Annotated in this window: 12 protein-coding genes; 5 read left to right on the top strand and 7 right to left on the bottom strand. The window is 59.5% G+C overall.

Features of this window, described 5'->3' with window-relative positions; translation table 11 throughout:
- Positions 1-61: 61 nt before the first annotated feature.
- The 3 genes from A9Q02_RS14250 to A9Q02_RS14235 all read right to left on the bottom strand — a co-directional run bounded on the left by A9Q02_RS14250 (position 62) and on the right by A9Q02_RS14235 (position 1,743).
- On the bottom strand, positions 62-274 hold the full coding sequence (locus A9Q02_RS14250) for a DUF433 domain-containing protein (RefSeq protein WP_245860553.1): 213 nt from the start codon (positions 272-274) through the stop codon (positions 62-64).
- Between the two features lie 61 nt (positions 275-335).
- On the bottom strand, positions 336-866 hold the full coding sequence (locus A9Q02_RS14245; protein WP_097653754.1) for a hypothetical protein: 531 nt from the start codon (positions 864-866) through the stop codon (positions 336-338).
- A 202-nt stretch (positions 867-1,068) separates the two neighbouring features.
- Positions 1,069-1,743 (bottom strand): hypothetical protein, encoded by a 675-nt coding sequence (locus tag A9Q02_RS14235; protein WP_097653752.1) that lies wholly within the window; start codon positions 1,741-1,743, stop codon positions 1,069-1,071.
- A gap of 749 nt (positions 1,744-2,492) precedes the next feature.
- Here A9Q02_RS14235 and A9Q02_RS14230 point away from each other — a divergent pair.
- Both A9Q02_RS14230 and A9Q02_RS14225 read left to right on the top strand, forming a co-directional pair.
- Complete coding sequence (locus tag A9Q02_RS14230) at positions 2,493-3,146, top strand: hypothetical protein (protein ID WP_097653751.1); 654 nt, start codon at positions 2,493-2,495, stop codon at positions 3,144-3,146.
- An 18-nt stretch (positions 3,147-3,164) separates the two neighbouring features.
- Complete coding sequence (locus tag A9Q02_RS14225; RefSeq protein WP_097653750.1) at positions 3,165-4,055, top strand: GNAT family N-acetyltransferase; 891 nt, start codon at positions 3,165-3,167, stop codon at positions 4,053-4,055.
- 78 nt (positions 4,056-4,133) lie between these two features.
- Here the strand turns inward: A9Q02_RS14225 and A9Q02_RS14220 are convergent, their stop codons facing one another.
- Complete coding sequence (locus A9Q02_RS14220; RefSeq protein WP_097653749.1) at positions 4,134-4,715, bottom strand: DinB family protein; 582 nt, start codon at positions 4,713-4,715, stop codon at positions 4,134-4,136.
- A 27-nt stretch (positions 4,716-4,742) separates the two neighbouring features.
- Positions 4,743-5,426 (bottom strand): O-methyltransferase, encoded by a 684-nt coding sequence (locus A9Q02_RS14215; protein WP_097653748.1) that lies wholly within the window; start codon positions 5,424-5,426, stop codon positions 4,743-4,745.
- Between the two features lie 403 nt (positions 5,427-5,829).
- On the opposite strand from A9Q02_RS14215, the gene A9Q02_RS14210 reads away from it, so the two are divergent.
- Both A9Q02_RS14210 and A9Q02_RS14205 read left to right on the top strand, forming a co-directional pair.
- Positions 5,830-7,491, top strand: coding sequence for a response regulator (locus A9Q02_RS14210; protein ID WP_097653747.1), 1,662 nt, complete (start codon positions 5,830-5,832; stop codon positions 7,489-7,491).
- Positions 7,492-7,613: 122 nt separating this feature from the next.
- Positions 7,614-9,008: a sensor histidine kinase gene (locus tag A9Q02_RS14205; RefSeq protein WP_097653746.1), complete on the top strand. Its 1,395-nt coding sequence runs from the start codon at positions 7,614-7,616 to the stop codon at positions 9,006-9,008.
- Positions 9,009-9,083: 75 nt separating this feature from the next.
- Here A9Q02_RS14205 and A9Q02_RS14200 read toward each other — a convergent pair whose 3' ends face one another.
- Entirely contained in the window at positions 9,084-9,317 is a 234-nt protein-coding gene (locus tag A9Q02_RS14200; RefSeq protein WP_097653745.1) for a hypothetical protein, read from the bottom strand.
- Positions 9,318-9,457: 140 nt separating this feature from the next.
- Here A9Q02_RS14200 and A9Q02_RS14195 point away from each other — a divergent pair, with 140 nt between their 5' ends.
- Complete coding sequence (locus tag A9Q02_RS14195; RefSeq protein ID WP_245860552.1) at positions 9,458-9,886, top strand: rhodanese-like domain-containing protein; 429 nt, start codon at positions 9,458-9,460, stop codon at positions 9,884-9,886.
- A gap of 93 nt (positions 9,887-9,979) precedes the next feature.
- Here A9Q02_RS14195 and A9Q02_RS14190 read toward each other — a convergent pair whose 3' ends face one another.
- Positions 9,980-11,809: a protein kinase domain-containing protein gene (locus tag A9Q02_RS14190; RefSeq protein WP_097653744.1), complete on the bottom strand. Its 1,830-nt coding sequence runs from the start codon at positions 11,807-11,809 to the stop codon at positions 9,980-9,982.
- Positions 11,810-12,128: the final 319 nt, after the last annotated feature.

The following is a 12,128-nucleotide window of genomic DNA, read 5'->3' as shown; positions in this document are numbered from 1 at the left end:
CGGAAACTCGCACAGCACGCTCATATCGCTGAAGGCGAGAGATTATGATCAAAGAGCAGTTTCATGCGTGGGCCACAAGCAGATGACGCTCCCGGTCAGCGGCATAGCTGAGACACGCCTGAATATCCTCTGCGGTGAGGTAGGGAAAGTCATGCAAAATATCCTGGGGCGTCATGCCCGCCGCGAGGTAAGAAAGCACATCATAGGCGATCAGGCTACTCAACCCAGACCGGCTTTTTGACGCAAAGGCGCGAAGTTGCGCAGGGTTGCTCACCTACGCTAAAAACTTTGCGCCTTTGCGTCAAAATAACCACCTTATTTGCAAGGTATTGCACCTAGGCCGGCGGGCCGCCCGCGCGCTGCCAGATTTCTAGGATTGGGTACAGGCGCTTCAGATCGACGCCCTCCCAGGGCACGTAGCCATCAAAGCCCTTCTGGAGTTTGAAGATGCCGAAGCGACAGCCTAGCGGGTGGGCGCACAGCGGCGGCGCGTGCTGCAAACCGGTGAAGCAGCGCAGTCCACAGGTATGCACAGGGAAGATCGCTGCCAGGTCGCACTCCACGGCGCCTTGCCACCTCGACAGGGTGACCTCCAAGACGCTGCGCAGCAATTGCTCGCGTGCAGGCTCAGCGGCAGGTAGCGCCGTAGCGGCAATGATCAGACTCACATCAAGGTCTGACTCAGGGCGTGGTCTCCCGCCGATCCCGCGGGACCCAGAGAGAACCAGGCGCTCGACTGCCGGGTGGAGCACAAGGTTGGCCGTGTCGAGCAGCGCGGCCGTGTTTGGCAGATACTGGGTCAATCCGGGTGCGAAGGTCGTGATCAGCAGAGCGTCTGGCTCGGGATCGGGCCGCTCAGTAACCATCTTCATCCCTCCTTGAGGGCCTGGCGCAGGTGGACGAGCGAGCTGTTCCCGCCTGAGCAAACCAGGCCGACCTTCCGCCCTGCGAGGCGCTCGCGCAGGTGGAGAGCCGCCGCCAGCGGCGCTGCCCCCGCCCACTGAAGTCGGCATTCCCTGATTTCATTCTTCAAAACGATACTCCTGAAACAAAGATCGAGCCGGCTTTTCATGCCACATTGTCATCCAAATACAAACCGGTATCCAATCTCCCCAGTTCTTCCCGGCGCTGCTTGATCAATTCCAGCAATTCGCTCTCGGTCTTGCCTTCACCTTGGGCTATCGCGAGCAATGTCTCAATCATGTCGGTAATGCGAATATCAAGCTGCTCTTCGCTGTCTTGATCGATCAGGCGGGCATGATCGCCAACGAGTTTTTCGAGGAGTTTGTCTCTCAACTCAATCCCTTCGAGTTTCCGGGCCGTATGTGCCACGCCTGCAACATATGCAACGGATTGGTCCCGAATAATTCCGCTGCGCGGCTGCCTAAAATCAGTTGCGTCTTGATCGCGTTTCGCCCTGTTGCAGCGGTAGCAAAGCGCCTGAAGATTTCTTTCGTCATCGACGGGCATCATGATATTGTCTTTTGCCACATAACCGTGCTTGTCAGCCTGGCTTTTGGGGACGATATTATGTTTCGTCAGCGTTATTTTTGGCCAACGCATCAAAATTTTGTCGTAATACGCCTGCACGCCCTCATCATAGCCACTTAACGTTTTGGCTAATTCAGCCCTCGTCGATGTGCCACCTCGCTCAAGCAAATGCAGGATGACTGCGGGCTGATACACGTCAGTCATCGACATTGTGCTTTTTATGAAAGAGATAAGCTCTGAGATGTTGCGCATGGGCGTTTTTTTCGTTGGCTGCGCTGGTTAAAAATGAAGAGGCGTCATCTGGTAGCCATCGAGAAAGACATGACAGATGCGACCACAGTGGCGGTAGGACAAGTATATACGACGTAGAGATACTTTTGTCAAGTGAGAATGAAGTCCTCTGCGAAGGCGATTGCATAACTAATCTTCCAAGCACCGATGCCAACGATTCCTCGCTGAGGGCGGGGCCTCGCGGCGACGCAAGCAGCGCCGTGTCTGTGCGCCCTGGCTTGCTTATGGTAACGCAGAGCCGCCGAGGCGGGGAGACGTAGAGGTTGGCGCACCACCTCTCTGCGCTTCTGCGCCTTTGCGCCTCTGCGTTAAACCGAGCGGGCAATCCTCGTCCCACCTGACAGGTCGGACGAGGATCGCCCGGCCCCTGGCTGATGCAACGTCCTCCTGATCATCTGCGTCATCTGCGGACACTATCGAACCCTACCGGGACTTTGCATCAGCTCTGCTGCACGGCATGGGGTGGCCCGCTGTTTCGGCAGGAGCGTGGTAGACTAGAGGTGGAAATACAAGATGGAGCGCCATACCGAACCGATCTTCCCGGCCGCTATGCAAACGCGGCTCCAGGTGCTGCAGGCAGCGATCTGGGTCGCAGCACCCGAGGCCGAGGAGGTCATCAGTTACTAGATGTTCCGTCTCCACGGCAATCTCGTTCCCTTCGCTGCGGTGCTGGAAGCCGTTGCAAGCCAGGATGGTGAGGTGTAACTGGTATGGACGATGTGTTTGCAATGATGTTTTGGATGGGCTTTTTGTGTTGTTTGCCGGTGCTGGTCATTGGCGGATCAGTTGGTTTTGTGGTGTACCGCAACACGCAGCGACGTGCGGCGAGCGCAGCGATTGCTCAGGGGTTGGGCTTGCAGCCAACGGCCAGGGCCAAGCAGATGCAGTGGTATGAGGGGCGGTTACCCAATGGTCGGTTGTGCGCCTATGTCCCTATCATCTTCAAGCGTACCTCTTACAACTATGAGGGACAGCGGCGCGGTAGCTACGTCTCGGCGGCGCGGCTGGTGCTAGAGGTCAAACGGGAACAGCCTTTGCATGTCAATGTCTTCCGTCATGAGAACTGGAGCCAGAAGAGAGCCCCGCTGGACAGTTTTGCGACCGCCTTCGCAGCCGACAATGGCAGCAAACTCACCAGTAGCCAGCAAGCAGCCCTGCTCGGCTTTGCCCAGACATACCCCAGCGCGACGATTTGGCTGGGTGACCGCGCAGGAGCTTCCACCGATGTGTTCAATGCCCCAGAGGTCATGGCGGGCTCTACCAGTTTCTTGCTGTTTGAATACCAGGTGGTCAACCCGTCGCCGGAAGAGATTCACGTGAAAGTGGTCGAACTCAGCCAGTTAGCGAGTCTGTTCGAGACATGATACGCTTGGAGCATCTCTATGCCTTACCATAGCCAACGCAACTACCGTGGTGATGCCGACCGCGCTGCCACCCTGGATCTGTGGCTGGCGGCTAGGGCTATTGGCCAGGGTGATCCCTGGCCTGGTTTGCACATGCTGGCAGCGGCCCTCACACAGCCAAGCGGTGCGCAGCTCTGGTTTGATCAGCACGACGAACTCGTAGCGGCGTCACTCCTGCTCGAAGGGAGCGTCCTTGTCTGGGCGATCCGTCCGGGTGCCGATGACGAGGCCATCGAGGCGGCACTGATCGACTGGGGGCGGAGGCAGGCCCATGGCGGGGGACTCTTTGTGCCAGTGCGCGACGACGACCTGCGATTGGTGCATCTGCTTGAGCGTAGCGGCTTCGAGGAGGAGCCGTGGCAGATGCTGCGCATGGTTCGCATGGTGCTCGATCCACTGGCGCCGCCCAGTCCGCCGTCAGGCTGCACGATCAGGCCTCTCACCCCTCCTCAAGACCTTGCGGCGGCTACTGCTCTGCACAGCACGATCTTTGCTGGCGATCGCAAGCAGATCAGCGAGCGCCAGCAGCTTATGGCCGCGCCGGGCTACCATCCCCAGCTCGACCTTATCGCGGTCAGCCCGCAGGGCGAACTGGTTGGCTACTGTCTGGGCATGCACGGCCCAGGCGCGGCGCAGCACCATCCGACGCCCCCTGGCTGGCTCGAACTGATCGGCGTGGCCGAGCCCTGGCACGGGCGCGGCCTTGGACGGGCCTTGACCCTGGCGATGTTGGAAGCTATGCGTGCCGAGGGTCTGAGTCACGTGTTGCTCAGCGTCAGTGACAGCAACCCCAGCGCCCGCAGGGTGTTTGAGCACTGCGGCTTCCGAGTGCGTCACCGCATCCGCTGGTATGTTGATGCAACAGGGTAGCTGACCCGTCTTGACGCAAAGACGCAGAGGCGCAAAGTATCATATGCAAAGAGCCCTCTGCGCCCTTGCGCCTTGGCGTCAAAAACCGGCACCGGGAAACTCAGACAACGCGAGGATTTGCGACGTCTGATGAAGGTGGTGCTGTAAATGGACAACAATGATGCGGAAGGTGTCAAGGAGACTGTACGTGACAAACCATGCCGCAGGCGACGTGATGATGATCGAGCGCAGATCCAGATCGCGGCAGCGCTCCATCAGGCTGATCAGTTCACGCTGCTCGGCGGCAAAACGCACCATCACATCACCAGAAATAGTGGTCGTGCTCGGAAGGAAGACCTTCGGTGCCTCAACCCGCCCTTTGGCTCCGGGTACCAAGGCGCGAATGAGCAACGGGCCAAACAGCCCCGGCAGCAGCGGCACCTGCTCCCAGAAGGTAGGCTTCCTGGTTCCCGCGAGGATCTGCTCAATCGGCGCAAAGTAGCATCTATTCACGGTCATCACATGCTCAACGCAATAGCCGATGCTCCATTCCTCGGGATTAGGCTGCCAATTCAACTGCGCTTCATTCAGATGGCCAAAGCGCCGCACGAACTCGGCGCTTACGGCGGTTGCTTCGGCGATCAGGGCGGGCAATTCAGCGGTCTCAATCGTGATTGACATACGCCCTCACTTCATTGTCTCCCTTGATCAGCGCGGCGGCGGCAGCGGCTTGCCGGTAACCAGCACGAGCGCCAGGCCATCGTACCCCTTGCTGCCTACGGTCTGAAGCGCGGTCGCACGTACCCCAGGGTCATCAGCCAGCGCGGCGATCAAGGTGCGTACGCCTTGCACATTTGGATCGGTGCTGTTCGCGTCGACCACGGCCCCACGGCGCACGACGTTGTCGGCAATGATCAAGCCGCCTTGCCTGGTCAGCGCCCGCGCCCAGCGGAAGTAGGCCGGCATGTTGGCCTTATCGGCGTCGATAAAGACCAGATCGAACAGCGGCATCCCCGCCAGCGTGGGCAGCGTTGTCAGCGCCGGACCGACGCGCACCTCGACGACGGCGGACAGCCCGGCACGCTCCAAGTTGGTACGCGCTACCTCAGCATGGCCTGGATCAGCCTCAAGCGTGATCATCTGTCCGCCGGGAGGCAATGCTCGCCCCAGCCAGATCGAGCTGTAGGCACCGAGTGTGCCGAGTTCGAGAATGCGCTGCGCCTGCAGCGTGCGGGCCAGGAGGTACAGCAATGCGCCTTGGGACGGCGAAACACTGATCGTCGGCATGCCCGCAGCGTCACTCGCCGCTAGCGCGGCCTCGAGCGCAGCATCCGGTGGCATCAGCATGTCGCTGAAGTATTGATCGACGGTACTCCACTGCTCGTTGGTCATTCGTATGATCCTTGTTCATCAAGAGAGCGCAGGAACGATTGCGCCAAGCGTTCATTGTTCCCGAGCCCATATGCTAGCTTATTCTACCACGCCAACGTGGGCGCGGCACGCCAAGGCGGATTGGTAACAGATGACTATCTCGACTTCTGCACAGAGCTGACCACGCAGACGAAGAACTCGACTTCATCATCAACTACGACATCAAATACCGCATGGGGCGAGAAGCGAGCGACGGCGGGGAGGATTGACGCAAAGACACAAAGACACAAAGAATAATATGCAAATAAACCTTTGCGCCTTTGCGTCAAAAAAAGCCGTCCAACCCACCCTCCCTTGCCATGCACTGGCAAAAGAGGGTATAGTTACCGCAGTTTCCACACCTTGATTAAAGAGAAGACCAAGTATGGCCAAGCCTGTTATCTTGACGGTTGATGATGACCCGAATGTGCTCAGTGCGGTGGCTCGCGATTTACGGCGTCGGTATGCGGAACAGTATCGCATTGTGCGCGCTGATTCGGGGGCGGCTGCGCTCGAGGCGACCCGTGAGTTGCGTCAGCGCGGTGAGGCGGTGGCGCTCTTTCTGGCTGATCAGCGTATGCCGGGGATGAGCGGCGTTGAGTTTCTGGCGCAGGCGTTGCCGCTCTTTCCCCAGGCGCGTCGGGCGCTCTTGACGGCCTATGCCGATACCGAGGCGGCGATCCAGGCGATCAATAGCGCCGCTGTGCATTACTATCTCTTGAAGCCCTGGGATCCCCCCGAAGAGCAACTCTATCCGGTACTGGACGATCTGCTGGAAGAGTGGCAGGCGAGTCATAGCCCGATCTTCGAGGGCATTCGCCTTCTCGGGCATCGCTGGTCGCCCGAGGCGCACGCGCTCAAGGATTTCCTGGCACGCAACCATGTGCCCTATCTCTATTTTGATCTCGAAACTGATCCGCAGGCCCACGAGTTGCTCGAACAGTATGGGCAACCCGCGCCGACACTGCCCCTGGTGCGCCTCGTTGATGGGCGCTGGTTGGTGGCACCGACGGTCGCCGAACTCGCCGATCAGGCCGGTCTGTTGCGCCAGGCCGCGCAGACACACTATGATCTGGCGATCGTCGGCGGTGGGCCAGCCGGTCTGGCCGCCGCTGTCTATGGTGCCTCGGAAGGCCTGCGCACCGTCTTGATCGAGCGCGAGGCTCCGGGCGGGCAGGCCGGGACGAGTTCGCGGATCGAGAATTATCTCGGCTTCCCTTCAGGTCTCAGCGGGGGCGATCTGGCCCGGCGGGCCGTTGCGCAGGCGCGCCGTTTTGGCGTCGAGATCCTCTCGCCCGTCGAGGTGATTGGGATGCGCATTGATGGACCATACCGCTTTCTTCAGCTGAATGACGGATCGGAAATCAGTACCTTTGCCGTTGTGGTTGCGGTCGGGCTTTCGTACCGCAAACTCGATGCCCCCGGGGTCGAGCAACTGACCGGGGCCGGGGTCTACTATGGCGCTTCGTTGACCGAAGCGCTCTCGTGCCAGGCGCAGCCGGTCTTCATTGTGGGGGCTGGGAACTCGGCGGGTCAGGCGGCGATCTATCTGGCTGAGTATGCCGAACGGGTGATCATGCTGGTGCGCGGCGACTCGCTGGGGGCCAAGATGTCGCAGTACCTCGTCGATCGCATTGAGGCGAGCCCTCATATCGAAGTTCGCCTCAATAGCACAGTGCATGCGGTGCATGGCAGCGACCACGTCGAGGCGGTGACGGTGCGTGCCCCGGATGGGAGCGAAGAGCGGTGCCCGGCGGCGGCCCTCTTTATCTTTACCGGTGCCATGCCGTGTACCGAGTGGTTGACCGATATCGTTCATCTCGACCGACAAGGTTTTATTCCAACCGGGCCACAGGTGTTCGAGGATGGTCGGCGGCCAAAGGGGTGGGATGTTGACCGTGAACCCTTCTTGCTCGAAAGCAGCGTGCCTGGCGTCTTTGTCGTCGGCGATGCCCGCGCCGGCTCGGTCAAACGAGTAGCCTCGGCGGTTGGCGAGGGCTCGATTGCGGTGCAGTTTGTCCACCAGCACCTGGCGCGTCTGCGTTAGGTCGGGGGAAGGTCAGGGCTGATGCAAAGTCTTCCTGATTGTCCGCAGATTACGCAGATTACGCAGATGGGGAAGTCATAATCTGCGTAATCTGCGGATACTTAGCGGTATGAGGTTCAGCAATGCTTACGAGCAGTGAATTGGCCGGTTTGCCCCTCTTCGAGGATCTGACCGATGATGAGCTTGCGTGGGTCTTGGCCAATAGCTACGAGCAGGCGCTTGTGGTTGGTGAGGTCTTTATGCATGAAGGCGATCTGGCAGATCGTTTTTATGTGGTGCTTGAGGGTGAACTGCAAATTGCGCGGATGCTCGATGGTACCCGCAAGGTCATCGGCACCACCCCGCGGGGCATTATTGGCGGCGAGATTTCGCTCTTGAATGCAGTGCCGTCAATGGTGACGATCCAGGCGATTGTGCCATCACGCGCACTGGTGATGGGGGTGCAGGCCTTTCGCCAGATGTTTGCGGCGGCTCCAACGCTTGGGTCGAAGGTGCTGCAGATCGCGTCGCAGCGGATGTACGGCTTTGCCTCGATGCGTCAGCAGCAAGAGAAACTCGCGGCACTGGGCCAACTCTCGGCAGGCCTCGCGCACGAGTTGAACAACCCGGCTTCGGCCGCGCGCCGCGCTGCGGTCTCGCTCCGTGAAATGTTGCCCTCGCTGCAGGCACGTGCGTTGCGTCTTGGCGTACACCATCACCACCTACCGCTTGAGCGCTTGACGGACTTTCAGGCTCTCTTGATCGAACGTCAAGAGAACCTGCCGCCCCTGTCGAGCCTCGAACGCTCCGATTACGAAGATCAGTTGGGTGATTGGCTTGACGACCACGGGGTTGCCGAGGCGTATGCGTTGGCGGCCCCGCTTGTTGCGGCAGGCGTCACAGTTGATGAACTTGCCGGGCTGATCAGCGGGCTCGATGCAGCCACGTCCACCGAAACGCTCGGCTGGATTGCCGAGGCTGCCACCGTTGATGGGCTGCTGGCCGAGCTTGAGTTGAGCACGCGCCGTGTCGCGGAACTGGTCGCAGCGGTGAAAGCCTACTCGTATATGGATCAGGCTCCTATTCAAGAAGTTGATCTAAATCGCGACCTCGCCCACACCCTCGTCGTCCTGCGCCATCGCCTCAAAGGGATCACGGTGATCAACGAGTATAGCCAGGATCTACCGATGCTCATGGGGCGCGGTGGCGAATTGAACCAAGTCTGGACCAATCTGATCGTCAATGCCGCCGACGCGCTAAAGGGGAGCGGCACAATCAAGATCATCACGCGCTGCGAGCACAACTTTGCGATGGTCGAAATCGCCGACGACGGCCCCGGCATTCCCCCCGACGTCTTGCCGCGTATTTTTGAGCCCTTTTTCACCACCAAAGGCGTTGGTGCCGGAACTGGCCTGGGACTTGACATAAGCTACCGGATTATCACCCAGCACAACGGCACCATCGAGGTCCAATCGCAACCCGGCGCGACCCGTTTCATCGTGCGGTTACCAGTGAGTGCTTCCGGCGCGAGCGCGTAGGGGTGTATACTATTCCTGGAGACAACGATGAGCTCCTTCAAATAGCCTAGTAGTGTGTAACAAAAGTTTTCGGCTCTAGGGCTTGGCTTCGACAAGCTCAGCCAACGGCGGACGATGGGCGTTGCGATAGGGCTTGGCTTCGACAAGCTCAGCCAACGGCGGACGATGGGCGTTGCGATAGGGCTTGGCTTCGACAAGCTCAGCCAACGGCGGACGATGGGCGTTGCGATAGGGCTTGGCTTCGACAAGCTCAGCCAACGGCGGACGATGGGCGTTGCGATAGGGCTTGGCTTCGACAAGCTCAGCCAACGGCGGACGATGGGCGTTGCGAATGGACGGAGGCTGAGCCTGTCGAAGCCCCCGCAGAGATGCTTCGCTGCGCTCAGCATGACAAGGCTGCGAGCATGTCAGAAAATGTACTTCCCAGACTACTAGATAAGGATGAATCGATGCGACGAACAATGCTTCTCTTCTTTGCGCTCTTGGCCGCCTTTGGGTTGGCGGGATGCGGCGCAACCACGACCCCTGCTGCGGCCCCACCGCCTGCTGCTCAGGTTCCGCAGGTGGCCGAAATCAGCGTTCAGCAACTCAAGACCTCGCTTGACGCCGGCAACCCAATCTTTCTGCTTGACGTACGAACACCCGCCGAATTCGCGGGCGACGGACACATCCCCGGATCAGTGCTAATCCCCGTCGAAGAACTGGCCTCGCGGATGGCCGAAGTGCCCAGCGATCAGCCCATTGCCTGCGTCTGTCGTTCTGGCAACCGGAGCCTGACCGCGTGCAACATGCTGGCGGCCAACGGCTTCGACGTTGAACTCTACAGCATGGCCGGCGGCATGCGCGCCTGGATTGCTGCCGGTTTCCCGTACGAGTAGACCATAACCAAAACGGTCGGGAGGGTCTCAGGGAGGGCAAGCCCTCCCTGTTCTTATCTCCTCGGCAATGCAGCAAGCGCAGCTTGCAAGCATTTAAGGCACCCAATACGGGTAGATGTCATTGCCCGTGTCGGCAAAGATCTGTTTGAGGTTGCTGCCGTCCCGGTCGATGAGGTAGATCTTGCTCAGGCGCTCGTCGGATGTTTCGCGCATGGCACTGAACATCAGGCGTTGCCCGTCGCTTGACCACGAGGGGGTGGCTGCGTTGCCGAGCCCGTTTGTCACGCGCTCAGCCGGCCCGCCCTGCACGGACATGCGATAGATGCTGCTCTCGCCATTGCCGCGACGCTCCGCAAAAGCGATCATGCGCCCGTCGGGTGAGACCGCCGGTGCGTTGAGTCGGCCCTCGGTGCGGTAGATCTCGACCGGCGCTCTGTTCGCGTCGAGCGGCAGAAGCATCAGCGCCGAACTGGTTTGTTCCTGCACCACATAGACCAGCGCTGTGCCATCGGGAAGCCATGCCGGGTGGTAGTCCTGGCCGGGACTGGCCGCAAGGACGCGGGCGTTGCTTCCATTTGCATCCATCACATAGAGATCAAGATTTTCCAGTGGCCCGGCATTGTAGGCGATGCGTCGCCCATCAGGGGAAGGCATCGGCGTGCCGTAATTCCAGCCTGGACTCGGCGGCATCAGTTCCCGCCGCTCCATCGTGGCGAGATCGAGGCGCGCAATGCCATACGCATCCCTGTGCTTGAAGAGGTAGACGAGATAATTCGCAGCAGGCGCAAAGACGGGGGCCAGTTCATCCTGGGGGCTTCGGGTCAAGTTCCACGGCGGCCCGCCTCCCGCATCCGCCAGAAAGAGGTCGTAGCCACCCTCACGATCCGAAGCAAAGACCAGCCGGCCCGAGGGAAGTTCGACCAGGGGGATGAGTGGTGGCGGCTGAGGCGTGTCTGGGCCATTTCCAATGACAAAAAAGATGATCACGCACATCAAAACGAGAACCACCAGACTCGCCAGCATGTCGGCGGGCGTCATCGGTTTCCCTGACGAGCGCTTGATGAGCGGGGGGGGATCGCGCAGGATCAGCAGCGCTTGCGCGGCGCTGGCCGGGCGATCAGCGGCCCGGAGTTGCAGCAACGCCATGATCGTCTTCTCTAGGCGAGGCGGGACGTTGGCGAGGTGACTGCTTGGAGGTGTAAGCGCAGCACCACCGAGGCGTGCGTACACGTTGGGTGGACTTTGCCCAACGAGCAACTCGTAGGCAATCACGCCCAGACTGTAGAGATCGCTCTGGGAGCTGGTCGTTTGACTCTGAGCTTGCTCTGGTGAAGCATAATCAGGTGTTCCAATGCCCTTGGCCATTTTCTGCGTCACATTATCCAGTTTGGAAATGCCAAAATCAATCAGGATATAGTCGCCTGTGTTGTTACGGATAATATTGCGTGGTTTCAGATCGCGATGAACCACCTGGTGCTCGTGGCATTTCTGGAGCTGATCTAGCATGACGCTCAAAAAGCGCTCGACACTCTCGGGTTTCCAGGGGAGTGCGCGCACCTGATCGAGCGTCTTGCCCTCGATATACTCCATCACCAGGTAGACTTCAGAGCCCTCCTGGTAGGCCCCGTAAAACCTGGGCACAAAGCGCAGCCCTGCGAGGCGCTGACTGATCGTCTTGATCTCATTTTTGATCAACTCTTCCTGCGAAAGCGTCCCAGGCACGAGCTGTTTCACGGCCACATGTCGATGTGACTTCTGATCGTGTGCATAAAAGACAGTGCCAAAACCGCCTGAGGAAATAGTCCCGCTCAACAGGTACTGGCGATTCACGAGTACCACCCGCCGACACTTCTTACAGCGCCCCTCGCGAGTGTAGCTGAGGGGGGCGCGACAGTGGCAACAAGTTGTGGTTTGCGTCACCATATAGTTCGAGGGAAAGGTGCTGTGTTTTGTGGAGCGAGCACGCACACAACGGCTTATACCAACTCATGATGTTTGCTATAGAAGGCTCGTTTTTGCCGTCTCATTAAACTATACTATTCAACGTACCGCGAATAGTATGCATGACAGCAGTATACCAGTTATCTTCATCAAGATACCCATCCTCATCTGGATCATCGCCCTAAGGTAGACTACAGGGCGATTGCATCTTCCGTGTATGCACCCCGCCAGGGCACCCGCCAGGGCACCCGCCAGGGCACCCGCCAGGGCACCCGCCAGGGCACCCGCCAGGGCACCCGCC

It is taken from the genome of Candidatus Chloroploca asiatica, assembly GCF_002532075.1.
Lineage (GTDB): Bacteria > Chloroflexota > Chloroflexia > Chloroflexales > Chloroflexaceae > Chloroploca > Chloroploca asiatica.
This window is presented reverse-complemented; position numbering and strand designations above follow the sequence as displayed.